This window comes from Halonotius sp. GCM10025705, from assembly GCF_042662885.1.
GTDB classification, from domain to species: domain Archaea; phylum Halobacteriota; class Halobacteria; order Halobacteriales; family Haloferacaceae; genus Halonotius; species Halonotius aquaticus.
This window is the reverse complement of record NZ_JBHSZD010000001.1, coordinates 84599-109168: the sequence shown is the minus strand read 5'-3', so window position 1 is coordinate 109168 and position 24570 is coordinate 84599. Positions and strand designations below refer to the sequence as shown.

General features: G+C 60.6%; 30 protein-coding genes, 3 pseudogenes and 1 riboswitch. Of the genes and pseudogenes, 15 read left to right on the top strand and 18 right to left on the bottom strand.

Features of this window, described 5'->3' with window-relative positions; genetic code table 11:
- Positions 1–26: 26 nt before the first annotated feature.
- A complete protein-coding gene (locus tag ACFQJB_RS00660; RefSeq protein WP_379722787.1) occupies positions 27–221 on the top strand; it encodes a DUF7333 family protein in 195 nt (64 codons plus the stop codon).
- Here ACFQJB_RS00660 and ACFQJB_RS00655 read toward each other — a convergent pair whose 3' ends face one another.
- From ACFQJB_RS00655 to ACFQJB_RS00600, 12 genes and pseudogenes are all read right to left on the bottom strand, one after another.
- Entirely contained in the window at positions 222–1310 is a 1089-nt protein-coding gene (locus ACFQJB_RS00655) for a DUF373 family protein (RefSeq protein ID WP_379722784.1), read from the bottom strand.
- A gap of 108 nt (positions 1311–1418) precedes the next feature.
- A complete protein-coding gene (locus tag ACFQJB_RS00650; protein ID WP_379722781.1) occupies positions 1419–2330 on the bottom strand; it encodes a coiled-coil protein in 912 nt (303 codons plus the stop codon).
- Positions 2331–2632: 302 nt separating this feature from the next.
- A complete protein-coding gene (locus ACFQJB_RS00645) occupies positions 2633–3208 on the bottom strand; it encodes a GTP-dependent dephospho-CoA kinase family protein (protein WP_379722778.1) in 576 nt (191 codons plus the stop codon).
- Between the two features lies 1 nt (position 3209).
- Entirely contained in the window at positions 3210–3407 is a 198-nt protein-coding gene (gene spt4, locus ACFQJB_RS00640) for a transcription elongation factor subunit Spt4 (protein ID WP_120100999.1), read from the bottom strand.
- Positions 3408–3986, bottom strand: coding sequence for a DNA-directed RNA polymerase (locus ACFQJB_RS00635; RefSeq protein ID WP_379722774.1), 579 nt, complete (start codon positions 3984–3986; stop codon positions 3408–3410).
- Between the two features lies 1 nt (position 3987).
- Positions 3988–4355, bottom strand: a pseudogene (locus tag ACFQJB_RS00630) (DUF188 domain-containing protein).
- 16 nt (positions 4356–4371) lie between these two features.
- Positions 4372–5601 (bottom strand): translation initiation factor IF-2 subunit gamma, encoded by a 1230-nt coding sequence (locus ACFQJB_RS00625; protein ID WP_379722772.1) that lies wholly within the window; start codon positions 5599–5601, stop codon positions 4372–4374.
- A 77-nt stretch (positions 5602–5678) separates the two neighbouring features.
- Entirely contained in the window at positions 5679–6119 is a 441-nt protein-coding gene (locus tag ACFQJB_RS00620; RefSeq protein WP_379722769.1) for a DUF5809 family protein, read from the bottom strand.
- A gap of 32 nt (positions 6120–6151) precedes the next feature.
- The gene (locus ACFQJB_RS00615; protein WP_379722766.1) at positions 6152–6535 is read right to left on the bottom strand and encodes a DUF5810 domain-containing protein; all 384 of its coding nucleotides are present in this window, start codon (positions 6533–6535) and stop codon (positions 6152–6154) included.
- Positions 6536–6617: 82 nt separating this feature from the next.
- Positions 6618–7115, bottom strand: coding sequence for a ribosomal protein S18-alanine N-acetyltransferase (gene rimI, locus ACFQJB_RS00610; protein WP_379722763.1), 498 nt, complete (start codon positions 7113–7115; stop codon positions 6618–6620).
- Positions 7116–7200: 85 nt separating this feature from the next.
- Positions 7201–8148, bottom strand: coding sequence for a bacterio-opsin activator domain-containing protein (locus ACFQJB_RS00605; protein ID WP_379722760.1), 948 nt, complete (start codon positions 8146–8148; stop codon positions 7201–7203).
- A 308-nt stretch (positions 8149–8456) separates the two neighbouring features.
- Positions 8457–9179 (bottom strand): annotated as a pseudogene (locus tag ACFQJB_RS00600) (PAS domain-containing protein); the annotation flags it as partial.
- A 255-nt stretch (positions 9180–9434) separates the two neighbouring features.
- Here ACFQJB_RS00600 and ACFQJB_RS00595 point away from each other — a divergent pair.
- A complete protein-coding gene (locus tag ACFQJB_RS00595; protein WP_379722758.1) occupies positions 9435–10265 on the top strand; it encodes a bacteriorhodopsin in 831 nt (276 codons plus the stop codon).
- Positions 10266–10783: 518 nt separating this feature from the next.
- Here ACFQJB_RS00595 and ACFQJB_RS00590 read toward each other — a convergent pair.
- Together ACFQJB_RS00590 and ACFQJB_RS00585 are read right to left on the bottom strand one after the other, a co-directional pair.
- On the bottom strand, positions 10784–10969 hold the full coding sequence (locus tag ACFQJB_RS00590) for a hypothetical protein (protein ID WP_379722755.1): 186 nt from the start codon (positions 10967–10969) through the stop codon (positions 10784–10786).
- Positions 10970–11385: 416 nt separating this feature from the next.
- The gene (locus tag ACFQJB_RS00585) at positions 11386–12045 is read right to left on the bottom strand and encodes a cupredoxin domain-containing protein (protein ID WP_379722752.1); all 660 of its coding nucleotides are present in this window, start codon (positions 12043–12045) and stop codon (positions 11386–11388) included.
- 195 nt (positions 12046–12240) lie between these two features.
- Between ACFQJB_RS00585 and ACFQJB_RS00580 the strand changes: the two genes are divergently transcribed.
- The 3 genes from ACFQJB_RS00580 to ACFQJB_RS00570 are packed head-to-tail and all read left to right on the top strand — an operon-like array spanning position 12241 to position 13104.
- Positions 12241–12525, top strand: a complete 285-nt coding sequence (locus tag ACFQJB_RS00580) for a transcriptional regulator (RefSeq protein ID WP_379722749.1) — start codon at positions 12241–12243, stop codon at positions 12523–12525.
- Between the two features lie 7 nt (positions 12526–12532).
- Complete coding sequence (locus ACFQJB_RS00575; protein ID WP_379722746.1) at positions 12533–12832, top strand: DUF7521 family protein; 300 nt, start codon at positions 12533–12535, stop codon at positions 12830–12832.
- Entirely contained in the window at positions 12829–13104 is a 276-nt protein-coding gene (locus tag ACFQJB_RS00570) for a DUF7521 family protein (RefSeq protein ID WP_379722743.1), read from the top strand. The genes ACFQJB_RS00575 and ACFQJB_RS00570 overlap by 4 nt, the downstream gene beginning before the upstream one ends.
- Positions 13105–13314: 210 nt before the next feature.
- Here ACFQJB_RS00570 and crcB read toward each other — a convergent pair whose 3' ends face one another.
- Complete coding sequence (crcB, locus tag ACFQJB_RS00565; RefSeq protein ID WP_379722740.1) at positions 13315–13668, bottom strand: fluoride efflux transporter CrcB; 354 nt, start codon at positions 13666–13668, stop codon at positions 13315–13317.
- Positions 13668–14078, bottom strand: coding sequence for a fluoride efflux transporter FluC (locus ACFQJB_RS00560; RefSeq protein ID WP_379722737.1), 411 nt, complete (start codon positions 14076–14078; stop codon positions 13668–13670). The genes crcB and ACFQJB_RS00560 overlap by 1 nt, the downstream gene beginning before the upstream one ends.
- Positions 14079–14083: 5 nt before the next feature.
- A riboswitch (Fluoride riboswitch) is annotated at positions 14084–14148 on the bottom strand.
- Between the two features lie 143 nt (positions 14149–14291).
- Between ACFQJB_RS00560 and ACFQJB_RS00555 the strand changes: the two genes are divergently transcribed.
- The 4 genes from ACFQJB_RS00555 (at position 14292) to ACFQJB_RS00540 (ending at position 17496) form a co-directional block, all read left to right on the top strand.
- Positions 14292–14996 carry a tyrosine-type recombinase/integrase gene (locus ACFQJB_RS00555; protein WP_379722734.1) on the top strand — a complete coding sequence of 235 codons (705 nt, stop codon included), beginning with the start codon at positions 14292–14294 and terminating at the stop codon, positions 14994–14996.
- A gap of 211 nt (positions 14997–15207) precedes the next feature.
- Entirely contained in the window at positions 15208–16230 is a 1023-nt protein-coding gene (locus tag ACFQJB_RS00550) for a DUF3179 domain-containing protein (RefSeq protein ID WP_379722731.1), read from the top strand.
- Positions 16231–16330: 100 nt separating this feature from the next.
- Positions 16331–16762, top strand: coding sequence for a hypothetical protein (locus tag ACFQJB_RS00545; RefSeq protein WP_379722728.1), 432 nt, complete (start codon positions 16331–16333; stop codon positions 16760–16762).
- A 218-nt stretch (positions 16763–16980) separates the two neighbouring features.
- A complete protein-coding gene (locus ACFQJB_RS00540) occupies positions 16981–17496 on the top strand; it encodes a helix-turn-helix domain-containing protein (RefSeq protein ID WP_379722725.1) in 516 nt (171 codons plus the stop codon).
- Here the strand turns inward: ACFQJB_RS00540 and ACFQJB_RS00535 are convergent.
- Complete coding sequence (locus tag ACFQJB_RS00535) at positions 17493–17963, bottom strand: DUF6789 family protein (RefSeq protein ID WP_379722722.1); 471 nt, start codon at positions 17961–17963, stop codon at positions 17493–17495. The genes ACFQJB_RS00540 and ACFQJB_RS00535 overlap by 4 nt on opposite strands.
- A gap of 180 nt (positions 17964–18143) precedes the next feature.
- Between ACFQJB_RS00535 and ACFQJB_RS00530 the strand changes: the two genes are divergently transcribed.
- Positions 18144–19508 (top strand): dihydrolipoyl dehydrogenase family protein, encoded by a 1365-nt coding sequence (locus tag ACFQJB_RS00530; RefSeq protein WP_379722719.1) that lies wholly within the window; start codon positions 18144–18146, stop codon positions 19506–19508.
- 33 nt (positions 19509–19541) lie between these two features.
- On the opposite strand, the pseudogene ACFQJB_RS00525 reads toward ACFQJB_RS00530, so the two are convergent.
- Positions 19542–20563: pseudogene (locus ACFQJB_RS00525) on the bottom strand (NAD(P)/FAD-dependent oxidoreductase).
- Between the two features lie 180 nt (positions 20564–20743).
- Here ACFQJB_RS00525 and ACFQJB_RS00520 point away from each other — a divergent pair.
- The 5 genes from ACFQJB_RS00520 to ACFQJB_RS00500 all read left to right on the top strand — a co-directional run bounded on the left by ACFQJB_RS00520 (position 20744) and on the right by ACFQJB_RS00500 (position 24567).
- Entirely contained in the window at positions 20744–20866 is a 123-nt protein-coding gene (locus tag ACFQJB_RS00520) for a hypothetical protein (protein ID WP_379722716.1), read from the top strand.
- Between the two features lie 153 nt (positions 20867–21019).
- Positions 21020–21982 (top strand): sulfite exporter TauE/SafE family protein, encoded by a 963-nt coding sequence (locus ACFQJB_RS00515; protein WP_379722714.1) that lies wholly within the window; start codon positions 21020–21022, stop codon positions 21980–21982.
- A complete protein-coding gene (locus tag ACFQJB_RS00510) occupies positions 21979–22212 on the top strand; it encodes a hypothetical protein (protein ID WP_379722711.1) in 234 nt (77 codons plus the stop codon). The genes ACFQJB_RS00515 and ACFQJB_RS00510 overlap by 4 nt, the downstream gene beginning before the upstream one ends.
- A gap of 199 nt (positions 22213–22411) precedes the next feature.
- A complete protein-coding gene (locus ACFQJB_RS00505; RefSeq protein ID WP_379722708.1) occupies positions 22412–24205 on the top strand; it encodes a methyl-accepting chemotaxis protein in 1794 nt (597 codons plus the stop codon).
- Positions 24202–24567: a DsrE family protein gene (locus ACFQJB_RS00500; RefSeq protein WP_379722705.1), complete on the top strand. Its 366-nt coding sequence runs from the start codon at positions 24202–24204 to the stop codon at positions 24565–24567. The genes ACFQJB_RS00505 and ACFQJB_RS00500 overlap by 4 nt, the downstream gene beginning before the upstream one ends.
- Positions 24568–24570 lie beyond the last annotated feature (3 nt).

Here is a 24570-nt window from a genome sequence, read left to right as displayed (position 1 = left end):
AGGCCGGCGGATCCCCTACCTGTGGTATGGAGTTTACGACCGGAACGACCGCTGGACTGTTCATTGCTATCGTCGCGCTTGGTGTCGGCGGGCTGATCGCCGCGCCGATCCCGATGGCCCCCTCGACGATCCTGATGATGGTGCTCCCCTCGATGGCTATCTTCGGGCTCATCAGCCTCGCCATCGGTGTCAAACACGGCGCGTACCGCGCAACGAACTAATTACTCGCTCACCGCGTCGGCCGGCTGTGTCGCAAGCGCGGTCGCCAGCTTCACGCCGAGCAGGCTCACGAGTGTCCCACCGGCAACGAAGACAGCGAGTCGCTGGATCGGCGACAGCCCAACCGATCCGACGGTGAACGCAACGGTCAACAGATAGCCGGTGAACCCGCGGGCGATGATCCCAACCGCCAGCAGCCCTGCCGGCAGACTCAGCATTGCTGTCGGCAGCGGCTCATCGGCGATCCAGCGATCAAGCAGCCGACCGGTGGCGGCGGTGACAGCCGCGCCCGTCAGCCACGGGCTGCTGCTGTGAAGGAAGGCAGCAACCACAATCGGGGCCAACGATGCCGGCAGGGGCGTCACCGCAATGCCACCCGAAACCAAGCCAACAATCGTCAGCCCAGCCGCGGTCACATACGTGACAAGCGACACCTGCCCGGAGTACAGCAACTCCCGGCTCACCTCCGGGAGGCGACCAACGTATTCGTCGATCCCCAACCCTTTGTACAGCACCGCGCCGCCGAGAAGCGCCGCCAGCCCAGCAAGCGCAACCGCGGGCGAAAACCACAGGAGGAGTGCTGGCACCAACAACAGGCTGATGCCCAGCGGTACCAACACGGTCGTTCGTAACTCCTCGTCGGCAAGAAACTGTTTGAGCAGGTAGTACGTCGACTCGATATCACGGGCCTGCCGGACGACAACGCGGTCGACGCCGTCGACTTGAAGCCGGCTTTCGATCACCGGCAGGAGTCGCTCGTCGTCGGTCGTGCCCGTCACGACAACGGTCGCCGTCAGATCGTAGTCGGCGGCGAGTTCGTCGATCTGGTCGGCCACCGCGCGGTCGGGGGCGGTCGTCCCCGCTGGCGAAGCCGACACCACCGCTACCATCGCGTCAGTGCCGGAATCATTGAGATCGCGGGTCACACGGAGGGCTTCCAGCAGACAGTTGACGGTCGTCGCCTCGGGATCATCCAACCCGACATCGGTCACCAGCGACCGCACCGCCTCCCAGCCGACAACCGGCGGGGTCAACCCCGTCGCTGTCGTCACGGTGCTGTCCCGGTCGAGACAACAGACCAACGTCGTCACAGCCGATCCAAACAGGCGAGTGAGTAAAAAGCCAGTCGGTCGCCGCGGCTCCCGGTGGCGCGGCTACCGAGGTGACACAAACAAAAGCAAATCCGCCTAACAGCCGATCTAGAGCAGCCCCGTCTTCTGGAGCTTCATCAGATCCTCGGTTTCGAGGGTTTCGCCTTCCTTGAACTTCTGGTAGATGTCCTCGGCTTCCTGCTTCTCCTCTTCCATCTTCTCTTGGCGCTCGTCTTTGCGCTCTTCTTCTTCCTCTTTGTCCAGCTCGCGGAGTCGCTTCTGGACGCGGACGAAGTCCTCGTGGTGGCGGTCGGCGGCCTCTTGGGCCTCGACGAACAGCTCGTGCATCTCGTCGGCCTCATCGCGCACCTCGTCGGCCTCCCGATAGGCCTCGATCATCTGGTTGTGGTGCTCTTGGGCCTTGTCGGCAAGCTCCGTGACCTTCTGGTGGTGCTGGGAGGCTTCGGAGCGAACTTCCTCGGCTTCCTCGACGAGTTCGTCGAGTTCACCGCTGTCGTCGACTTTTTCTTTCTTTTCGGCGAGTTCCTCGCGTTTGGCCTCGATCTTCTCGATGAGCTCCTGTTCGTCCTCCGAGGACAGCACCTCGGTCTGCTGTTGGAACTCCAGATCTTCGATCTCGGATTCGAGCTCCTCGATGGATTTCCCCTCGTCGAGCTCGAGATCCTCCTTCATCTCCTCGACTTCGTCGAAGAGTTCGTTGGCCTTGGCGTTGAGCTCGTTGCGTTTGTCCTTGTGCTCTTGGACTTCCTCGTTGAGCTCGTCGCGTTGCTCGCGGTGTTCTTGGGCCTCGTCGACCTTTTCGCGTGTTTTGGCGTTGAGCTCGTCGCGCTTGTCGGCGCGCTCGGATGCCATCTGGTTGAGCTCGTTGCGTCGGTCGCGGAGCTGCCCAGCGAGTTTGATTAGTTTGCCTTTCGAGCCGTTTTCGAGTCGTTCGTCGGTGAGCTCGACGTTGTCCGCGTCGTCAAGCTTGTCGATGTCGTATTCAGTTACTACACTCATGATTTGAACCTCGGTACCATTGTTGCTCCGGCCATGGCAGTGGCCAGCCACTGTGCGATCGACCGTGGATAAGAATTCCCGATCATTCGTCGTGCGATGCCACCAGCGCCGGAGGCGTTCTGGTGACTCTACATTCTGTCGGCCGGGATATAAATACTTCGGTGGGTGAGACCCTGCAAAGAGCTACCATACCGCCCGAATTCGGCGTATGTGGCTCGTTCACATGACCCGTCGGAGTATAAAAACCACCGGCGAGTGGATCGATCTAGCAGAACGATATCGTGTTGGCAACGAGGTCAACGCTACTCCAAAATCGAGATCGCGGCGTCCGTCTCGCCGTCGAACTCGGCAAGCAGCTCCCGGGCTGTCGTGCGAACCGCCGGCCTGACCGGAACGTGTACCATCCCCTCACCGGGTTGGCCGTAGACGACGCTGGCACCGTCGGGTACCGCGAGGATCGCCGGCAACGCGGCCAGATCCTCCTCGCCGTCGACACTGATCGTGACGGGGTACTCCGTATCGGTCGCCGCCTCACGGAGGGTCGTGAGCAACGATTCCGAGATCGTCGCCGGCGGATTTGTGACCGACAGCCGGCGACCCGTAAGATCGGTCAGCGTCGCCTCGACAGCGGGATCGACAGGTTCGCGCTCGGTGCGGCCGTCGATAACGGCGATATCCGGCTGGCGGCCGGCATCGGCGAGCGTCGCGGTCACCACATCGCCGACGGTCAGTAGTCGCGCCGGGGGCGACGACGCGTCTGCAGTGGCTGTTGCTCCAGCATGATCGTCGACCGCAGCCAACAGGGCGTCGGGATCGGTGTAGATCTCGCCGAGTGGGTCTTTCAGCTCGCCGCGGAGCGTCTCGGGGAGCTCAAGCACACTACCGAACCTTCAGGGCGTAGCTGCCGGGGTCGCTGACGTTCATCTCGGTGGCGATCTCGCTTTCCTCGGGGTGGGAGACGATGACGTAGCCGGCCCAGTCCTCGGTCAGACTGGAAGACCCGCAGTTCTCACAGGTTTGGCTGTCGGCCTCGTTGACAAAGTGACACTCCCGACAGGCCAGCCGGTCGGCCGCCATTTAGGCACCCTCCGCCGTCGCGTCCTGCTCGCGCCGTTTGCGGGCCTGCTCCAGCCACTCGTGTTTGCCCAAGCCGGGCTGTTTGGCCGTCAGGCCGATCTTCGAGTCCCGCGGGTTGCGCTCGTCGATGCTCTTCGTGACGATCCGCGTGCGTACCGCGTCGTCGACGCCAAGGGAGTCGGTCGACTCCGTCGAGGCCAACTGCTGGTTTTCGGCGTCGTGGGCGAGATATTCATCGGAGATCTGCGAGACGTGGAGCAGGCCATCGACGGGACCGATCCCGACGAAGGCGCCGAACTCGACGACCTCGACGACGGTGCCGTCGGTGACCTCCTGCATCGAGGGATCGAACGTGATGGCGTCGAACTCTGCCTCGTAGTAGACGCCGGGGCGGTTCGGCAACACGGTGCCTTCGCCGATCTCGTGAACCTCGATGACGCTGACGACGCTGCCGACATCCTCGTCCATGCGTCCCTCTGGCTTGTCCTGTAGCAGGCGTTTGACCCGCTGTGGCGACACATCCGCCAGCTGTTCCGGCGGCACTTCGACCGTATCTTTGAGTCGTACCCGTTTGTACATATTATGGTGATCGTATCCCGAGGGTGGTTTCGCCCTGTCTGCTGACAACGTGAACGCCGTGGGATAGGAGGCGATCACGGAGTGGGGCGTCGTTCGTGACGACGTAATCGAGCTCGCCGTCGGTGGCAGCTCAACGATTGCGTCGTCAGCATATGAGACGTTCGTTTCGACGACACGACACCGACCGGCAAGATCTTTTCCCACGCTGGCCGCGGTGGCTGCCTCGCTGTGGCCGCCAGCGAGCGACGCAAGCTCGTCGAGTACCGCCGACGGGACGACCAACTCAGCCGCGGGGCCGAACAGCCGGTCGAGTTCGTCGAACACACGGATATCACATTCGACCGGCATCATGAGTGCGTTGGTATCCATCCCGACAACAACCATGCTACGCCCGCAGCGTGCCGATACCGATCAGCCGCCAGCGCGCGCCGACCCGGCGGTTGATGGCGATGGTCGCGCCGTCGCGGGCACAGACCGGGCGTTTCAGGTTGACCTCGCATTCGCCGTCGCGCGCGCTGGTCACCGCCCCGACCGTGGTCGCAGTACCGACGGTCAGCATCAGCGGTTCGCCTGTCGAGATGGTCTCGACCTCGTCGTTTTCGCCGACAACGCGGTCGAGGAGTTCCACATCCATCTCGAAGCCGTTCCGCGTCGGCGGCAACGTGCCGGGCTCGCCGGCGACCTGCCCACCGAGGGAGTCGCCCTTCGTGAGACTCGGATCGAGGCCGGTGCCGACGCCGATGAGACCGCCTGGCCCCACGGAATCGGGAGCACCGTCACCGGCCTGCAGCGACCGGATCGTCGTCGTCAACGGTTGCCACTCGGTTTGGCCGCCTTCCTCGACCTCGCGGCCGGGGCGGAGTTCGATCTCGTCGTCAGGGGTGAGTTCGCCGCTGACGAGGCTCCCGCCGACGACGCCGCCGGTGAGATCCTCCCAGGTCGTCCCCGGGCGGTTGATATCGAAGCTCCGAGCGACGAACATCTCGGCGTTGTCGTCGTCGCTGCGATCCGGCGTCGGGATCGTCTCCTCGATCGCGCCGATCAGCACGTCGAGATTCGTCTCCTGTTGGGCGCTGATCGGGATGATCGGGGCGTCCTCGGCGACCGTCCCCTCGACGAACTCCTGGATCTGCTCGTAGTTCTCCATCGCGCGCTCGCGGTCGACAAGATCGAGCTTGTTCTGGGCGATGACGATGTTGTCGATCCCGATGATATCGAGTGCCATCAGGTGCTCCTCAGTTTGAGCCTGTGGGACATCCTCGGTTGCCGAAACGACAAGCACCGCGCCGTCCATCAGCGACGCGCCGGCGAGCATCGTTGCCATCAGCGTCTCGTGGCCGGGCGCGTCGACAAAGGAGACGGTGCGCAGCGGCTCGCTCGCCTCGCCGTCAGGGCACTCTTCGTCGACAGTGTAGCAGTCTGGTTTCTCGACGCCCGGGCATTTCCGGAACGTCGTATCCGCATAGCCGAGTCGAATCGAGATGCCGCGTTTCATCTCCTCGGAGTGCTGGTCGGTGCACGAGCCACTCAGCGCTTCAACGAGCGTCGTCTTCCCGTGGTCGACGTGGCCGACGAGTCCGATGTTCACCTCCGGTTGTGTAGTCTCTTGTGTCACTATTGACCTCCTCAGAGTAGTTCTACCAAAAGTTCGCCCTGAACGACTGATAAAGGTGCTGTTCTGGGTGCGTCCCGTCACTCCATCTCGTCGTCGGTCGCCTCGAATGCCGGTCGGTACTGCTCCCCGAAGGCCCGTCGCCGAACCGTCGCTGCGGCCGCATCGGGTTCATTCTGATATGTCGCCGCGACAACCGTCTCGGCGAACGGCACCGGATGCCAGACGACCGCGTCGACATCGTCGCTGCCGAGCAGTTCAACGCTGTAGTCAGGATGGTCGTCACACCACGCCTCAAACGCCTCGCGGTCGCCATGGTGGACTTCCAGCAAGGAGGCAAACAGCGCGTCACGCGCCGTCTCGATGACCTCGCTTGTTACGCGCTCGGTGTACTCGTCGGGGCCCAACTCCATCGCCTTCGCCGTCTCTTTGACGACAATCTGGGCGGTCGAGCCCAACGACTCGTAGGCTTCCTCGGCCGCAGCAACCGTCTCGGGGGCGTAGACGCCATCGGTTTCCATAGAAAGATGAAATCGCTGCTGCGGTAGGACTCTTATTGTTCGTCCTCGCCCTGCATCTCGCGGGTGAGGTCGCGGGCCTCCTCGATGATCGCTTGGGCGTCGGCGTCGAGGGTGCTGTCAGCGGCGTTGTGTGCCGACGCCCCGCTATCGATCCCGTTTGGCAGGCCACTCGCGGGTTCGGGATCGCTGTGGCTGTGGCTGTGGTCGCCAACATGCTCGTGGTCGTCGGTTGTTTCGGCGTGGTCGACGACGCGCTCGCCGAGAGCAGCCCGCGAGAGCCCGTCCCAGTCGGCGACGGTGTCGTCCAGCCACGCCTCGTGGTCGCCGCCGTGGAGGATCGCGCTGACCGCAAGATGGTCGGCCAACGGCTCGCCGCCGCCGAAGGGAGCCGCACAGACCGGACACAGATAGCTCATAGAGCAGGTAGCGCCGACAGCGACAAAACAGCACTGCTCGATTGGCGGCTGCACAGTACCCGCGCACAACGATCCGACTGTGCTATTCCGTATCGAATATGTGCGTTCGCTCCGGCTGTTTCGCCATCACGATAGCATCCTCGCCGTCGTCGTAATACCCCGAGAGACGGGTGACCGGCTCAAAGCCCTCCGAGCGGTAGAGCCCTCGGGCGCGGCTGTTGTGTTCGCGGACTTCGAGTTTGATCCGGCCGACGCCCTCGACCGTCAGCCCCAACACCGCCCGCTGGAGGAGACGACGACCGATTCCGTTGCCCTGCGCCGTCGGATGGACAGCGAGATCCTTGATGTGGCCGATATCACGGCCGTAGGTGGGCGTCACGTCGGCGACGATGAAGCCGGTGATCGAGCCATTGGTCGCGGCGACCAGAAAGTTCGGCTCGGTGAGAAACCCCTCGAAGGCAGGATAGGGCCACGGCTGCTCGAAGACCTGCGTTTCGATCCGGTAGATCGACAGCAGGTCAGCGCGGGTGGCCTCCCGTATCAGCGGGCTGTCCTCGCCCGGGGTGATCGATGTCGCCACAGCTACATGTGCAGCTACACGGCGGGAGATAAAAAAGACGCTGGCTCACGGGGCGCCGGCGGCCCACTCGGCGGCAGCAACCGACCTACCGATCGTCGGCATCGACGTACGCAGAGACAAGCTTCCGCTGGGCAGCCCGAAGGTGTTGGTGGAATGTCTGGCGGGTGATATCCATCGTGTCGGCGATCTCAGCGCCATCGACCGGTCGTGGCCACTCGAAGTAGCCGTTGAGGGCCGCCGCCTCAAGGGCCTCCTGTTGACGGTCGGTGAGCCGCTCGTCGATCTCAGCGGTCACCTCGTTGAGCCGGCGGTCACGGCGGTCACGCTGGGTGCGCGCCCGCAGATCAACCCCATCGTAGGGGTCAGCAAGCACCTCAAGCAGCGACCGCACATCCCGTTCCGGCGGGGTCTCGACGGTCAGAACCGCGCCGTCGGCGGTCGCCGTGATCCCGGTGATGACCGCACCGTGGTCGGCCAGCAGTTCCGCGGGTGCCGTGGTCTCGACGGTCACCGCCACCGTGCGTTCTGTGTCAGTCGCCGAGACCGTTCGGGCATCGCTCACAAACGGGAGCGATTCCAACTCTGTTGTTGGGACGTCACAGGACTCGGCGGCGAGATACCACTCACAGCGGCCGTCGCTGGCGCGGGTCGTCCCGACGCGTTCGACCGGCGTCCCAAGCGTGTCGGCGATCTGTGACAACGGGAACGTCCGATCGCGGATGTCGATCTGGAGTTCGGTGACCTGGTCGGTCGTGAGCACCCGAGTCGTCTCAACGGCGTGGATCCCGTTGGCGATCATCTTGGCGAGAGAGGCGAGGATGGTCTGTTCTCTGTCGTCGAGGAGTTCCGCATCGTCTGCGTAGACGCCGAGCAACCCATATCGACGATCGCCGTAACACAGCGGGATGACAAGCAGGCACTTGGCAGCGACTGTCTCGGGGACAAGTTCGCCGTCGGCACAGTCGGAACATCGACGCGGCTCGTTGGTCTCGATGGCGGTCTGAATCGGGGCTGCCAACGCCGAGATCGACACCGGCGAGGAAGCGAACAGCCGCTGCTGGCGGTGATCGTAAACGACTCGTCGTCGACGCAACCGATCCAGCCGGCGGTGTAGCCTGGCTCGGCGGCGATAGCCTCACAGACGCGGTGTTCGATCACCTCACGATCGGTGGCATCCAACAGCACGCCCGAGACCTCACGGAGCAGCCCGTCGACCCGATCAAGGAGGCGACGAAGTGTCCGACGGTGCTGGCTGAGCTTGTCGGCGCGGTCGGCGGCAATTTCGGTGGCCTCCCGGCGGTCGGTGACGTCGATCTGGAAGCCGACATAGTGGGTGAGTTCGCCGTCCTCGTCGTGGATCGGCGCGATCGTCAGCTCGTTCCAAAACGGGGTGCCGTCCTTCCGGTAGTTTCGCACCTCGACGGTCGTGGGCTCCTCGTTGTCGATCGCCGACGCCAGCTGTGCCGTCGTCTCTGGATCGGTGCCAAGCCCCTGGAGCAGCCGTGGGTTTCGACCGAGCGTCTCCTCGGCATCGTAGCCGGTGAACTCACCCCAGGTGTCGTTGACGTAGACAAGCGGGTTATCCGGCAGCGAGGGGTCGGTCAGACTGACGCCGATCGGCGCGGCCTCAATCGCACGCTGTAGCTCCGCCGCGTCGGGTTCGTGGTCGGTGATATCCGGCTGTGGTGTCGATTCTCTTTCGGTGCTGGTGGAAGCCGGCAGCACCGCAAGGAGCCGCTCGGTCGTGTCTGCGCCATTGTTGTGGACGTAGCGGTCGATATCAGCCTCAAACGACAGCGGGAGCTCGTCCTTGTCGGCATCGGTGACCAAGACGAACGGCAGGTCAGGATCGAGTTGTCGGACAGCCGAGCGCAACGCAAGGCCGTCGTCGCCGGGGAGGGTGTACTCGCTGATCAGACAGTCGATGGCTGTCGTGCCGAGCATCCCTAAGGCGGCCGTGGCGGTGTCAGCGGTCTGTACATCACAGCCGGCGGCCGCAAGCGCGTCGGTCAACCGATCGTCGGTATCGGACGAAGAGACCACTAACACTCGCGGTGCGGACATACCTGCCGGTTGGTATCGGACAGGTAAATAGCTACGGCGAACCGGGAACGACGGCGGTGGTACTCCTGTGGCGACAGGGGTAGCAACTCAGTGGCGATGGTGGTGGCAACTCAGTGGCGGTGGGGGTCGCAATCCGGTGACGACGACGACGTTGCCGGCGTGTGCGCCGCGGCGTTGGTGTATCAGTTTTTGAAATAGTACTTGCGGAATATCCAATCAATTTTAGTGGTCACCGATCGATGGGACAGATGGATTATGGCAGCACTCACAGCAGCCCCACCGGCGGTCGCACTGACAACCGATCTCACACAATCGGAGTTGTTCGCACAGATCGCAGGAAACACATCGCTGTCGGCCTCGTTTTGGGTCAATATTGCCTTAGCTGGGCTGGCGATCCTTCTGTTCGTGTATATGGGACGAAACGTCTCGGATTCGCGTGCCCAGTTGATCTTCGTGGCGACGATGATGGTTCCGCTTGTCTCGATTTCGAGTTACACCGGCCTCGTGTCGGGGCTGACAGTCGGCGTCATTAACGTTCCCTATCCCGGCGGCGGCTCGGAAGATGTGCTTATCATGTGGGGTCGATACCTCACATGGGCGCTGTCGACACCGATGATTCTCATCGCGCTTGGCCTCCTGGCGGGCACCAACCTGACGAAGCTCTTCACCGCTGTCGTGATGGATATCGGGATGTGTATCACCGGGCTTGCCGCCGCGTTGACCACCTCTTCACTGCTGCTGCGCTGGTTTTGGTATCTCATCAGCTGTGCGTTCTTCGTGGCCGTCATCTACATTCTCCTTGTGGAGTGGCCCAAAGACGCACAGGCTGCCGGCACCGCGGAGATCTTTAGCACGCTGAAAACCCTCACTGTCACCCTGTGGCTGGCCTACCCGGTCGTCTGGGCGGTCGGCTCTGAAGGGCTGGCCGTGCTCGGAACCACCCAGACCTCCTGGGCCTACAGCCTGCTGGATGTCGGCGCGAAGTACATCTTCGCGTACCTCCTGCTGCGATGGGTGGCTGCCAATCAGAACGTGATCGGGAGTATCGCCGGCGGCTCACTCGGCGCGGTCTCGTCGGCTGACTGACGACACACATCACACCCGGATTGCGGATTCACGTTTTTCTGTGGCGTTTGCCTAACTGAGCGAAACAACGGTCGCATAAACAGTATTGTGACTGATCGGCGTACAAGATGGAGGGCATGCAGCAATAGAGCTACTCCTAATTGGGGCAGGCAGGATTGGTGGATATAACTCGTTGAAGTGAGTGGCTAAGATAGGGAACCTGATGATCTCTCGTGAGTGTATGTGCTCATTTCTTCTTATTTGACACTTACGTGAGAGCCACACGACTTACGCGATAAAACCCCCATACAAGAAGAATGATGAAGCCGAGAGCGGAGATGTATGCACGGAGTTGCGGAGCAAGCGACGTGTGAATGACAATTCCGGCGACAGGTTCAAAGACATGTGGACTGCCCATAACAGTCTCTAGAATACCCATCACGACGACACCGAGTAAGACGAGTCCCAGTCCAGTGGCTAAGGCAACATCATCAAGCCAGTGGTAATCGGAGTGAGGCCCTGACATATTCATCGCTCCATTAGCCAAGCAGGTAGCGCAACCACGGGTGATCATGTACCAACTCGGTCGATTCGAGGTGGGCATCGATCCCCCAGATTCGGCCAGCACCGACGATGATGATCGTCACGAAGAGGACGAATCCCAGTAGTTCACCGTTGACAAGGCTTCGCCGCCAGTGCTCACCACCAAAATAAAAGAAAAACATCATAACAGACCCGAATAACGCAGCCGTCCGTGTCAGTGCACCAGCACCAAGCCGACACCGATCAGCAACTCACCGGCTGGGATGGCGAGGGTGATTATCGTCTCGGTTGTCCCCCAGCGAGCGCATTGAGAACAGGGGAGACGATGGTTCCCGTCTTTTCGAGAAACCAACCGGTACTGAACGCTCCGGGGGTGGCATACTTGTTCAGTCCTTCATGCAAGAACCATCCCCCTACGAGAAGCCGTAGAAAGACGATCCAGTACCCGGTCAGCTTCCCCGATAGCTCCAGCGTGCCGTCCCGTCCGAGAACTGTCGTCCGAAGTTGTTGAACCATCGATAAAGTGTTACTCAATTATTGAGATATGGCTACGCCCATGTCAGGTGAGTAGTATGGAGTAACCGGGGGCTTCCCGGCGTTACTCCTCGTGGTGATCCTCTTCAGAGGTGGCATTTTCCTCATTATGTGTATCACCGACCATCTCCCGAACCATTGTGTTGAGTTCCTCAAGTTTCCCGTGGACTTCCTCAGGCTTGTCTTCCGGGAGTGTCTGGAGTGCACGTTGGTCTTCGAGATGGGGTTCCCCGACGACGACAGTTGCGAGCATGCCGAACTGTTCGTGCGGTTCACAGAGGTAGTGGTAGACACCCTCTGTATCGAAGGTGTGTTCGAATGTCTCACCTTGCTCCGACATTGTCCCGGTGTCCCAGGCGTCGGTTCCTTCTGGAACAAGCCGCGGCTGATCATTGCCAGGGTGGTACGCAGTCGCCGTGTGCGTACCGCTCTCAAGTCGCCACGTGACCGTCCCACCAGCCTCGATCCACGTGACATGAGGAGCGAAGTGGAACTCGGTCGAGCCCTCACTTCGTGCTGTGTTGACCGCCACCTCAGCCGACGGGGTAGGCTCACTGGCCTGATCGTGGCCATGTTCTTCTTCTCCGTGCCCGGGTTGATCGTCTCCCTCGGCTTGCTGTTGATCCGATGCATCCGGAGCACCCGCACAGCCAGCGAGTCCAGCAATGGCTACGCCGGTGGTTCCTTCGAGCAGTCGTCGTCGTGTGAGTCGTGGATCGGTCATAACACAAGTCACCTTGCATGTCAGGGTAGACCGTCTGGTGAAATAGTGGGAGACCCTATTTTGCACGCGACGCAAAGCTATCTCTTATTTAAGTACCTCGGGTGAGAACGTCATATACGGGGTACCGCCGTGTCTACTACCGACCGCTCTGACGAGCTTTTGGAACTGCTCGGCCAAGAGCGAGTCCGACAAATTATGGCTGCGACGAGCACTGAGGCCCGATCGGCGAAAGAACTCAGTGATGAATGTGATGTCGCCCTCTCGACAATCTATCGTCGGGTCGAAGAGATGGTGGCCAATGACCTACTGGTCAAGCAGACACGGATTGAGTCAGATGGAAGCCATCACAGCGTTTACGAGGCGAATATCGACCATCTCGATGTCGATATTGACGAGGGAACAATCGATGTCAGCGTCCACGTTCGTGAGGATGCTGCCCAGCGGTTTTCACGAATTTGGCGAGACATCCGGGAGAGTTGATTCACCAATGCACATCGAACTTGTCATCGCGAAGCTCATCACAGTCGGATTAGGATTGTTGATAACCTACAAAGCGTACAAGGGTTATCAAACGTATCAAAACGAGCCCATGCTGTACGTGGCTCTCGGGTTCTTCTTCATAAGTATCGGCTCAATCATGGAGGGAGTCCTATTCGATGTCGTGGGATTATCGATATTCGTGGCAGGAGCGATCCAGACGACCATCGTTGCCATCGGCATGCTTGTCATTATTTATTCGCTATACGGTCAACTCTCACAGCAAGCGGATGGGAAAGAAGGCCTATGACTGAACACTGGGATCTCACGTTAGTCGCCGTTCGGTTTCTCCTGCTTGTCGTTGGGGTCGCGACAACCACAATCAGTTTCCGCGCCTACCGACGGAACCGAACCCGATACTTGCGCGACGCGACGGTCGGATTCGGATTCATCACACTCGGCGTCCTTGTCGAAGGGGTACTTTACCAGTTTACTACTTTGACACTCACGCAGGTTCATATCGCCGAATCATTGGCTCTCGTTTTTGGCCTTGGTATTCTGCTTCGATCATTCCTTAGCTGATCTGAGCAGCAGAGTTTGCAGTACAGATAATGGCGATGTGTGATGGCTAGACTCAACTGCTGACTACAGCCACTGTATCGGTCACTGCTTGGTCTCTTCTATGTCTAACATATCGATCAAAGCGGTGCAAGGTAGAAGGCGCGTATCTTGCATGACGCATCTTCTAGTTCAGAAGGTTACTCAAGTGATACAGCGTTCCTTATATTGAGGTCAGTTAAGAAGCGACGCAAGCCCAACACCAAGGGTTGCTGCGGCCAGACAGAGGGCCAACGTTCCACCTGCATAGATTGCTCCCCGTAGTCTGTCGCCCGTCTCCCAGAATCGAACGGTCTGTACTGAGAACGAAGAATACGTCGTGAACGACCCACAGGCCCCAGTGCCAATCAAGAGGGCAGCCTCCGTGGGAAGGCCAATGAAGGTCACCAACGCAAGAACAAAACTCCCGATTACATTCACGCCAAGCGTCCCGACTGGAAATCGGTCATGGTGGAGCCGCATGCCAACGTAGTGTCGGAAGACAGCACCGATGGCACCACCTGTTCCAACGAGATGGGCTGGCTCCATCAGTCACCCGCCTCCAGTGACGGCTGGGTACCTGTCATCACTCTGCGAGCACTTTCACGACCGGCAACAACTGCTGAGAATCCGAGCGCATAACTCGTCCCGATGTACCCGATAGCCACCAGCGGTGTCGTGGTAATCGCATCGATAATGAACGTGCTATAGGTGGTAAATGAGGAAATAAATCCAGTTGCCATGATAGACCGTCCAGACTCAGATATCGTGTCACCGAGAATATTCTCATAAAAGAGGAACCCGAGAGCCATCGACCCGAGAACGTTGACAGTCAACGTCGCCGCCAATGAGGAAGGCAGCGTCAACTCAACGAAATAGCGGAGGTTTGATCCGGCAAAGCCACCGACGGCGATGATGAGAATCGTTTCGACGTGTTCGAGCAGCTGTGTCTGTCTCATTATTGGGCGAGGTAGGAGTCATCAGCCGTGTCGGCGGTTGGGGCAGGCGGACTCCATCGCCCGAGTCAACCCACAGGGGGATGCTGATTGCTTCCGACGAGAACCGTATGAGAATTACGATACGATATGCAATCTCTACATTCAGCGGTCGCTGATTTGATTAGTCAGCGATATACAACCTTTCACTTCGCTGGATTGCCGTTATGACCGTGGATGACAGACGATTATCAGCAATCGAGCGAATGGGCCCAACAGCATCGGGAATCGTTGACCACGCGACATACCCACGAGGATGTCCTCACAGATCGAGAGTTCGAATTGCTGTTGGAAGCATGCAGTTCACTCCCGGAACCAAAAGATCTCCAAACACGGTTCGTGTGTCTGGCAGCTGGTCGGCTTGGGCTCCGAGCCGGTGAGATCGCTCACTTCCACGCAGAGTGGCTTGACTGGGATCGGATGCTCCTCCGCATTCCGCAACACGAACCCTGTGAGTGTGGCTACTGTCGGCGGCAAGCAAAACAAGAGACGACTCATAACGAGGAACTCACACACGAGGAAGCGATGGAAGCGAGGTGGCATCCCAAGACAGTCGCCTCCGCGCGGTCTATCCCAATCGATCTCTCGCTTCGGTTGGAACTGTGTCTGGAACGGTTCACCGACCAGTATGAGGCGTTTCCCCGGTCGCGCAGTGCTGTGAACAGACGAGTGACGGCCGCCGCCGAGGCAGCAGACATTGACGGCCGAGTGTATCCGCACGCTTTGCGAGCGACTGCAGCCAGCTATCACGCATATCAAGGGGTTGCACCGGTTCCGCTCCAAGCACTGATGGGCTGGAACGATTTGGCAACGGCACAGAAGTATATCCGCATTTCAGGCAGAGCGACAGCCGACGCTCTCCGGCAGGTTCACCACCGATAACGCCAGTCACATATCTATCACTTCTCAACGTGACTGCTGAATAGACGGCGCGAATCTTGCACAATGCATTCTCGGGATTTCGAGACAACTATCACTATTTTATTCTCTTCAATAAAACCGACATTCATTCTGACAACCCGCACACTCGTGGGGTGCACGCTGGACGCACAGCCGCTAAAACGTTATTTTCGTCCCTGTCGAAATTCACGTTGTGACTCGCTTACCCAGACGAGACTTCCTCGCTGCGACTGGGATCACGGCCCTTGCTGGCTGTATCAGCAGCGGTTCGGGCAGCGAAGAGTTCTCTGAGCCACTTAAGATACCCATTGCCGATGAGCAGTTGCCGTTGCCGACGGCCGCAGACGCACTCACCGAGGAAGCCCGCTCTGGCGGCCCACCGAAGGACGGCATTCCATCCATCGATGAGCCCTCGTTTCTCAATCCTGAATCGGTCGACTTCCTCGATCCGGGCGACCCGGTCTTCGGCGTCACACTCGATGGCGTGACCAAAGCCTATCCGCAGAAGATCCTCGTCTCACATGAAATTGTCAACGACTCTTTCGACGGGACGCCTGTTAGCGTCACCTACTGCCCGCTTACTGGCACGGCCCAAGGCTTCTACCGTGGTAACACTGAATTCGGCGTTTCGGGTCGACTCATCAACGCTAACCTCGTGATGTACGACCGGACGACAGAAACGTGGTGGCCACAGATCCTTGCGACAGCAATTCCCGGGCCATGGAATGAGACTCCTGAAATTCGCTCACTGCAAGAGTTTCGCCTGATCTGGACAACATGGGGTGCGTGGCGCAAACAACACCCGGATACCCGCGTTCTCTCGACGAACACCGGTCATGCGGAGAATTACAATCAAGATCCCTACGGGTCGTATAATCCTCGTGGTGGCTACTACGACAGCCAGAATATGCTGTTTCCCGGCCGTGTTGATGACGACCGATTCCATCCAAAACGGGTTGTCATCGGTGCTCGGACGACCGACGGTGCGGCTGCTTTCGATAAGAACGCCCTTCGGGAGACCCAGGTGATGACTGGCGAACTTGGCGAGACGTCGGTTGTCTCAGTCTACGATGACAGATACGACACCGGCTACGTCTATCAGAATCCGGACGAGCATCCGGTCAGAAAAGAGGGTGGACAGATCGCCGTTGACGGTGAAACGTACATGCCAGACACCCTGCCGCTGGCACGGATTCTTGCGTTTGATGCGATGTGATTCGCATGGGTCGGCTACTACCCAGCAACAACCATCTATGCCTAATCCGAGGCTTACACGGGTACGCGATACCCTCAGGCGGACACGCGCTACGATAGGAGTGACACTTAGCCGCCGCGACGGGCAGGCCATCTTTGCGCTTGTGACAACTGCATATCTTGTGGGGTATCTCTGGGCGATCGGCCAGCTTGCGGTCGGACTTGGTGGCTTCGGCATCACGGTCGTTGCCGAGCCGCTATCGGTGTTGGGTCAGTCGGAAGGAGCGTTTTCGTATCGCCCCGTCGCACGGATCGCACTCGGGCAGGTGACGTATTTGGCGTCGCTCAATACCCTCATCGGCGGTGGTGTCGCCGCGCTGGTCGGATTGAATCTGTCGATGAGTTATCTTGCGTGGCGGCAACCGGCAGCCTGTGGGATCGGACAGTCATCGTCGGGGGTGATCGCTGGCCTTCCAGCATTGCTCTCGGGGTCGGCCTGCTGTGGCCCAGTTGTATTGCTCGCCGTTGGGATTCAGGCCTCTGCGCGCTGCTGACCGCCTTCCAGTTTCTTTTGCCGGTGGCTGTGTTGCTACTACTCGGTAGTTTGGTGCTGGTTGGTCGACACCTGACCGTTGACCCGCCAACAGTATCGTGATAGCAAGAAGCCGTTTCGATGGTGACAACCCCTGGGCGGCTGAAGCCGTTTTTTCGAGCGTGTAGTAGGGTTGCAAGACCGCGGAACACTCTTTCGCGGATCAATTGATGTTCAACTATGACTCCCGAGGAGCCACCCGAGCTATTCTCCTGTGATCATTGTGGCAACCTCGCGGTTGGTAATGGATCGATTACCTGTTGTGAGACGACGATGAACCCAGCCGAACCGGTTGATGCTGTCGCTAAACCAGATCTTGAATCTATTCTTCGTCATGTGTTTCAGATGTCCGATACCGAACTCGAAGTCTGTCTCTGTGTGATGGAAGGTGGAACGCTGACGGTCACAGAGCTGGCTGACCAGATTGAATACGATCGAAGTGTGATCTCTCGTCATCTCAATCATCTTGCGGAGTTAGGCGTTGTCGAGAAACAGCGGCGACTCATCAAACAAGGTGGTCATGTCTATGTCTACCGACCGGTTCCGCCAGAGACGGTTCGCCAGCAGCTGATGGCTGCCTTCGCAACGTGGGTTCAGGACGCGACAGAGCAGATCGGGACACTTCGACAAGAAAAGGTCGCTTCTATCGCTGACACCGACGACGAGCCAGCGTGGACGCTGTTTCGTGAGGACTAGATCTGGTCGGCGACAGCGGCGTAGATGCCACCAAGAACGGCCCCGTAAACAGCGTGCCACAGTAGCGACGGCGGCGCGAAGTTTGGCAGCGGCGGTGACGCCGGCGAGCCGACGGCACTCAGCCAAACCGGCATGACGAGCGCGGCCAGCACGACCCATGTGACGACACCCCAGCCGATTCCAGCACCGAGTTGCGAGACTGTTGATTCCAACTCAAGTGTATCGACGATCCCGGCGAAAACAACACCAAGCACTGCGCCATGCGAGAGATGGACGGCGAGGCCGAGGCCAGGACTGGCTGGCGGCGCGAGCGTGTACAGTGAGGGGATAGCGACGGCCAGCGTGGGCGTGTTCATTGCGAGGACGAGGCCACCCATGACGATTGCACCGACGATACCACCGACAACACCGGCTTTCCAGTTGCCACCGGTTTGTGTCGACTGCTGTGTTTGCGTTGTGGTTGACATGCACCTATCCCTCCGTCCAACATCTGATTAATATCGGCGTGGCCGTTCACCGGCGACCCGAAACCACGTAAGATATTTATAATCTTATCGACGGAAGCGCGTCGGCAGACCCAATTCGGCTGTGTAACTCATTTGACCTGACGCATGGGCTTTACTATCATACCACACGAAATATCTTGTATGGCTGATTTCGACCTCATCGTTATCGGTGGTGGCACCGGGAACAACGTCGCCGCTGCGGGTGCCGACGCCGGATTAGAGACCGCCCTTGTCGAACCGGGGCCGCTGGGCGGAACCTGCCTGAATCGCGGTTGCAACCCCTCGAAGATGCTGATTCAGGCCGCCAACGCCGCTACCAATGTCCGAGAGGCCGGGCGGTTCCACGTTGACGCAACGCTCAACGGAATCGACCACCGCGCTGTCGTTGACGAGATGGATGACACACTGAGCGGGCTGGCCGAGAAGAAGAAGGCCGGCTTCCGCGAGAAGGACAACCTCACGCTGTTCGACGAATACACCGAGTTCGTCGGCGAGCGAACCCTCGCACTCGGCGGCGAGGAGGTGACCGCCGACCGGGTCGTTGTTGCCACCGGCAGTACGCCGATCATCCCGCCCATCGACGGCCTCGACGACATCGACTACCTCACGAGCCAGGACGCACTCTACCTGCGCGAACCGCCGGAGAGCCTCGTGATCCTCGGCGGCGGCTATATCGCCGTCGAGTTGGGCTACGCCTTCGAAGCACTCGGTACCGACGTAACCATCGTCGAGATGATGGACTCGCTGATCCCGCGGGAGGACGGCGACGTTGCGACGGCGTTCACCGATATCGCGGCCGACCGCCACGACGTGTACACCGGCCACCGGGTGATGGGTGTCGAAGAACAGGGCGAGGGCCACGCGGTTCACGCCGAAACCGAGGCCGGCGACGAACTCACCGTCGAGGGCAGCGAGGTGCTGGTCGCGCTCGGCCGCCAACCACACAGCGACGAGCTGGGCCTTGACGCTGCCGGGATCGACACTGACGACCGCGGCTTCATCGAGACCAACGAGTATCTGGAAACGACCGCCGACGGCGTCTTCGCGCAGGGCGATGTCGCGGACAACGCGATGTTCAAACACTCCGGCGATTACGAAACCCGGTTCACGATCCGCAACGCCGTCCACGGCGAGCGCGCGGCCGTCGATCTCTCGGCGATGCCGCATACAATCTTCACCGAGCCACAGATCGCTGGCGTCGGTGCAACCGAGGACGAACTCATCGAAGACGATGTCTCCTACAGCGTCGGCCGCGCGGCGTTCGCCGACTCAGCGATGGGTCGAGCGAAGAAACTCGATGACGGCTTCGTGAAAGTACTGGCCGGCGACGATGGCGAAATAATGGGCACTCACATACTCGGCACTGAGGCTTCAACACTCATCCACGAGGCGGTCGTCGCAATGCGTCACGACCTCACCGTTGGCGATGTGGCTGATACGATTCACTCCCATCCGACGCTGAGTCGGGTCGTCGAAGCCGCGTTCCGAGACGTTGCCAACGAGTAACGGCGATGTAGCGCAGCGTTCGGGGACAGACAGTTACTCGCCGTACGTGTGAAAGTCAACAGCCTGTTCCAGTAGTTCGTCCGGAATCCCGGGCACTTCGTCGTCTCTGACTTCGCCCTGTTCGTCGAGCAGGTCGGGATCGCGCGGGAAATCTCGGAGCCGGAAGTGCACGTCAATGCCGGCTTTCGCACCTTGGCCGAGTGCAACCGGGATCTGATTGTGACCGGGGGTACAGTCCCCAACAGCGTACACGTCGTCAACCGAGGTTTTGCCGTGGTCGCCGACCTCGACCGTCCCGTCGTCGTTGATCTCACAGCCGAGTTCACGGGCGAGGCCGTTGTTGTACTCCGAGCCGTACATCGCAAAGCCACCCTTGTACTCCCGAACGGTACCGTCCTCGAATTCGAGGGCCTTCAGCCAGCCGTCTTCGCCGTTCTGGACGCCGCTCACGTCCTCGTGAATCACGTCGATTGGGTGGCGGTCGAGCATCCCCGCCGTTTCCTCGCTCCATTCCGGTTCGTGGCCGCGAGTGAGCACGTCTACCTCGGCGGTGAAGTTGAGCATGATACCGGCGACGTGGGCGGTGCTTTCGGCGTGGCCCATCACATACACCGATTCGTCAACGAACATGTGCGCGTCACAATGTAGGCAGTAGTGGAGCCCCCGGCCCGTTCGCGGCAGCGGGGTTCGGGGCGTTTATCGTTGAACCCGGTAGCGAGGACGACCATCTCGGCGGCGTATTCGTCGCTGTTGCCCGAAAGCTGGATTTTGTCGTCGTCAGTGCGGGTACAGGAGGAGACCATATCGCGGTGGATCTCACAGCCGTAGGACTCCAGTTGTTCGTTGCCGACGCCGAGGAACTCCATGCCGCTGGTCTCCTCTGTGACGCCGATGAGGTTGTGGACTTCCTTCATCATCGCCGCGCGGCCGCCGCCGCGGGTGACGACGGCGGTTGTGTGGCCGAGACGGGTACTGTAGAGGGCGGCAGTCATCCCGGCGGGGCCGCCGCCAACGACGACGACTTCGTACTCGTGGGTGTCTTCGGAGTCGCTCATGAGCTATGCTTCGATTCCCGCAGTGAAATACGTACGTGCCGCGGAACCCGGGTTACGGCCTTGTTACCTGGGAATTATATACAGCTTTCAACGGCTGTCCCGACCGCTGATGCGTCGGCGATACACAACAAACGTAGCTATATATCGATCTCTCGCGTACGGTGTGGTAGGAGTTCACACATGAAGCAGAAAGAACTGGCACTGCTCCGAAAGGAGTGTGTCAACGGCAACGACCGCGCGTGCAACACGCTCGAACGAGTCTGTGAGGACGGCAGAGAGGAAGTCTGTCACTACGTACCGTGAGCCAATCGGGGACATATCCACCGATTAGGGATCGTGACGGTCGGGCTATTTGTCTGCACTACAGAGCAGCTCATTAGAGGGTCGTCATCGATCTCTCACCATGCGTATTCATTCGACTGACGAAGGGCGGGCTGTCACGGGGCAGCGACACCGATGAATCGTCGACGTGTCGGGACGGGGCTCGCGGCGGCGACGCTGGCGGCGACACTACTCGCAACGCCGGTATCAGCCGACGGGACGCTCCTGCAGGGAACATTTACCTTTCAGACGGAGCAGTTCCTCACCCACTGGTGGATCTTCCCGGCGGCGATCCTATTTTCGACGGTCGCACTCGCCTCGGGGGTCTCGGGCGCGCTATTTTTCACGCCGTTTTTTCTGCTTGGCGTCGGCCTCACGCCCGCACAGGCGGTCGGTGCGGGCCTAATGACCGAGCTGTTCGGCATGGGCAACGGACTGCGCTCGTACGTCAAACAGGACGTGGTTGATTATCAGACCGCGAAGTACCTGCTCGTCGGTGCGGTGCCGGCAGTCGTCATCGGGGCGTTCGCTGCCCACTACATCGACCCACGGCTGCTCAAACTCGCCTTCGGAGCCGGGCTCGTCCTGCTGGGTGGGTTTTTGCTCTACTACGAGCCACCGGAAGACTGCGAACCGGGCTCGCGTGAGGGCGGATTCCTGAAACGAAAAAACACCGGTCGCGGAACGACGACCATCGAAGCCGCCGACGGCGAGGGGTTCAGCTATGATACCTGCTGGCGACCGCCGGGCGTCGCGCTCTCGACCGCTGGCGGCTTCATCACGGGCCTCATCAGCGCGGGCCTGCCGGAGGTCGTCACCACCCAACTCATCGTTCGATGTCGGCTCCCGCCGCGGGTCGCGGTGGCGACGAGCGTGTTTGTGCTTGCGATCGCCGCTGCGGCCGGCGCGGCCGTCCACGCGCTGACGGCGACGCCGGTCTGGTTCGTCGTCGCCTGGTCGATCCCAGGCGTCTTCATCGGCGGGACGGTCGGTACGCGAGTCGGCAAATACGTGCCGAGCGATCTGATGGAAGCCGGCCTCGGTGTCGTTTTCGCCATCGTCGGGGTTATCGTCCTCGCCACGGAGTTGATGGTATGAGCGACGACAGCGATGAATCCTTCCTCGGCGCGCTGTCGCTGGTCGGTCTTTTGAGCTTTTGCTGTATCGGCCTCGGGGCGGTCGCCGGCGGTGCGGCTATCGCCGGTGGAACGGCCGGCACGACCGTTGCTATCGGGGGCGGCGGGGCGCGAAGCACGCTGGTCAGTGCTGTCGTGACGGCGATCGCTGTTGTGATCGTCGCGCTTGTCGCGCGCTGGCGGTTCAACTAATGTATGGAGCGTCGGTGCCTGCGAGTGGTCTCCCGACCGTAGTGACCACTGCTGACTGACTTCGATAACCCTTCAAAGCCGGGTTACGACGACGAAACCCTGTTTCCTATCGTTTACTTGTCGTTTAATTATGTGGCCGCTCGTTCACTCAGTATGAGACAGCGTGTCGTATCCAGATTCATCGCGGCGGTGATCGCCGATGGCTGACGCCATAGCGGCGACCGACAGCGGCACACCCACAAAATCGAACCCCGCCCAGATGGTGAACGATGTGTTACCGAAACAAGTCCGACAGAACCGCCTGCTGAAGTTCGGCCTCGCCATCGCGGGTGTAATCGGGCTGATCGCGCTGACCGGCATCTACACGATCATCCAGACTAGCACCGTCCTCTCGGCGGCCGATCACGCGATCGTCGTCCGCAACATCCTGCTGATCATCGGCGTCGCGGTCGTCGGCCTCGCGGCGGTCGGGATTGGCATCGCCCGGCCGACGATCAAGGAGATCGTCCGGCTGGAGGAGTCTGCCGAGCGGATCGAAGCCGGCGATCTCGATGTCGAGTTAGCGGCTCCAACTGACGACGAGATCGGCCACCTCTACGAGTCCTTCGACAGCATGCGGGCAACCCTCAAGCAGCGACTCGACGAACTCGAAACCCAGCGCGAACAGGCCGACGACGCCAAAGCCGAAAGCGAGGCACTGGCAACTCACCTCGAAACCCGCGCCGAGGATTTCGCCGCGAAGATGGACGCCGCCGCCGACGGCGACCTCACCGTCCGGCTGGAGACTGATCCCGACGATCCCGAAGCCCTCGAATCGATCGCAACGAAGTTCAACCGGACGCTGGACTCGTTGGAAACGACGATTTCGGACGTGGAAGCCTTCGCCGACAGCGTCGGTGAAGCCGGCGAGACCGTCACGGCCAGCGCGTCGGAGGTCGCCACCGCGGCCGCCGAGACCAGCGAATCTGTCGACGAGATCTCCGCAGGCGCGGAGACCCAACACGAACAACTCGCCGAGATCGCCGGCGAAATGGAGACGATGTCGGCGACGACGGAGGAAGTCGCCTCGACGACCGATGAGGTCGCCGCCACCTCCGGGGAGGCCGCCGAACTCAGCAAGGACGGCCGGGAAGCCGCCCAGGACGCCGTCGAAGACCTCCATCAGATTGAGGAGCGCGCCTACGAAACCGCCGAAGCGGTCGAACACCTCGAATCCGGGATGGAAGAAGTTGGAACAATTCTCGAAACCATCAGCGAGATCGCCGACCAGACGAACCTGCTCGCGTTGAATGCCTCCATCGAGGCTGCCCGCGCCGGCGAGGAGGGCGACGGGTTCGCCGTCGTCGCCGAGGAGGTCAAAACGCTCGCCGAGGAGACCAGCGAGGCCGCCGGCGAGATTGAGGCCCTGATCGCCGACCTGCGAAACCGCACCGACGAGAGCGTTAACGAGATGGGAACCATCTGCCAAGAAATCACCAACGGCGTCGCCACCGTCGAATCCGCCGAGGACGCACTGGAGACGATCGACCAGCGGATTCAGGAGGCCAACGACGGCGTCCAAGAGATCGCGGACGCGATGGACGCTCAAGCAACCTCCGTCAGCGACGTGACCGCCGCCGTCGAGGATCTGGAATCGATCAGCGAACGCACCGCGAACAACGCTGGCACCGTCGCCGCCGCGGCCGAAGAGCAGGCTGCCTCGCTCAACGGTGTGACTGGTGAGATAGAGGCCCTCAACGACCAGACCACCCAACTCTGTGCCTCTTTACAGGAGTTCACAACGGCGGGTGGCAGTGAGTTGGACGATCTTGCAACGGTCGTTGACACTGACGCCACGACGATGGCTGACACCGACACGGCGGAGAAACCGGCTGAGACATCGGCGACAGCCAACAGGACGGCGACGGCCGACGGTGGCACCGACATCGGCGACACCGGAGACGGAACCGCTGAATCGACCACCATGACCGAGTTCGACTTCGGGTCGACATGAGCCGCTATGCCCTGCTGTTGAGTGCGGGGCCTGATCGCGCTGGCAGCGCGCTCAACGCCATCGAGTACGCCCTGCGGCTCGATGCAGGCGGCCATACGGTTGACGTATATCTCGACGGCGCGGCGACGAAATGGCCCGCGGAGTCAACGCGCCGCTCCGGGCATCCATTCACCGAAGGATTCAGTGAGGCCCGTGAGCGTGGCCTCGTTGTCGGCGCGTGTGCGTTCTGTGCCAACGCCTTTGGGGCGACCGAGGGCTGTGAAGACGCCGGGATCGATCTCTTGGGGGTCGCCGGAGAGGAACACGGTCCGGATGTGGCCGCGATCGTCGATGACGGCTACGAACTCATGACTGTCGGCTAACAC

Coding starts and splice junctions, on each gene's coding strand:
- ACFQJB_RS00660 (WP_379722787.1), top strand. CDS start 27: ATGGAGTTTACGACCGGAACGACCGCTGGACTGTTCATTGCTATCGTC.
- ACFQJB_RS00650 (WP_379722781.1), bottom strand. CDS start 2,330: ATGAGTGTAGTAACTGAATACGACATCGACAAGCTTGACGACGCGGAC.
- spt4 (WP_120100999.1), bottom strand. CDS start 3,407: ATGGCGGCCGACCGGCTGGCCTGTCGGGAGTGTCACTTTGTCAACGAG.
- ACFQJB_RS00635 (WP_379722774.1), bottom strand. CDS start 3,986: ATGTACAAACGGGTACGACTCAAAGATACGGTCGAAGTGCCGCCGGAA.
- ACFQJB_RS00620 (WP_379722769.1), bottom strand. CDS start 6,119: ATGGAAACCGATGGCGTCTACGCCCCCGAGACGGTTGCTGCGGCCGAG.
- ACFQJB_RS00615 (WP_379722766.1), bottom strand. CDS start 6,535: ATGAGCTATCTGTGTCCGGTCTGTGCGGCTCCCTTCGGCGGCGGCGAG.
- ACFQJB_RS00595 (WP_379722758.1), top strand. CDS start 9,435: ATGGCAGCACTCACAGCAGCCCCACCGGCGGTCGCACTGACAACCGAT.
- ACFQJB_RS00590 (WP_379722755.1), bottom strand. CDS start 10,969: ATGTTTTTCTTTTATTTTGGTGGTGAGCACTGGCGGCGAAGCCTTGTC.
- ACFQJB_RS00585 (WP_379722752.1), bottom strand. CDS start 12,045: ATGACCGATCCACGACTCACACGACGACGACTGCTCGAAGGAACCACC.
- ACFQJB_RS00580 (WP_379722749.1), top strand. CDS start 12,241: ATGGCTGCGACGAGCACTGAGGCCCGATCGGCGAAAGAACTCAGTGAT.
- ACFQJB_RS00575 (WP_379722746.1), top strand. CDS start 12,533: ATGCACATCGAACTTGTCATCGCGAAGCTCATCACAGTCGGATTAGGA.
- ACFQJB_RS00570 (WP_379722743.1), top strand. CDS start 12,829: ATGACTGAACACTGGGATCTCACGTTAGTCGCCGTTCGGTTTCTCCTG.
- crcB (WP_379722740.1), bottom strand. CDS start 13,668: ATGGAGCCAGCCCATCTCGTTGGAACAGGTGGTGCCATCGGTGCTGTC.
- ACFQJB_RS00560 (WP_379722737.1), bottom strand. CDS start 14,078: ATGAGACAGACACAGCTGCTCGAACACGTCGAAACGATTCTCATCATC.
- ACFQJB_RS00555 (WP_379722734.1), top strand. CDS start 14,292: ATGACAGACGATTATCAGCAATCGAGCGAATGGGCCCAACAGCATCGG.
- ACFQJB_RS00540 (WP_379722725.1), top strand. CDS start 16,981: ATGACTCCCGAGGAGCCACCCGAGCTATTCTCCTGTGATCATTGTGGC.
- ACFQJB_RS00535 (WP_379722722.1), bottom strand. CDS start 17,963: ATGTCAACCACAACGCAAACACAGCAGTCGACACAAACCGGTGGCAAC.
- ACFQJB_RS00530 (WP_379722719.1), top strand. CDS start 18,144: ATGGCTGATTTCGACCTCATCGTTATCGGTGGTGGCACCGGGAACAAC.
- ACFQJB_RS00520 (WP_379722716.1), top strand. CDS start 20,744: ATGAAGCAGAAAGAACTGGCACTGCTCCGAAAGGAGTGTGTCAACGGC.
- ACFQJB_RS00515 (WP_379722714.1), top strand. CDS start 21,020: ATGAATCGTCGACGTGTCGGGACGGGGCTCGCGGCGGCGACGCTGGCG.
- ACFQJB_RS00510 (WP_379722711.1), top strand. CDS start 21,979: ATGAGCGACGACAGCGATGAATCCTTCCTCGGCGCGCTGTCGCTGGTC.
- ACFQJB_RS00505 (WP_379722708.1), top strand. CDS start 22,412: ATGGCTGACGCCATAGCGGCGACCGACAGCGGCACACCCACAAAATCG.
- ACFQJB_RS00500 (WP_379722705.1), top strand. CDS start 24,202: ATGAGCCGCTATGCCCTGCTGTTGAGTGCGGGGCCTGATCGCGCTGGC.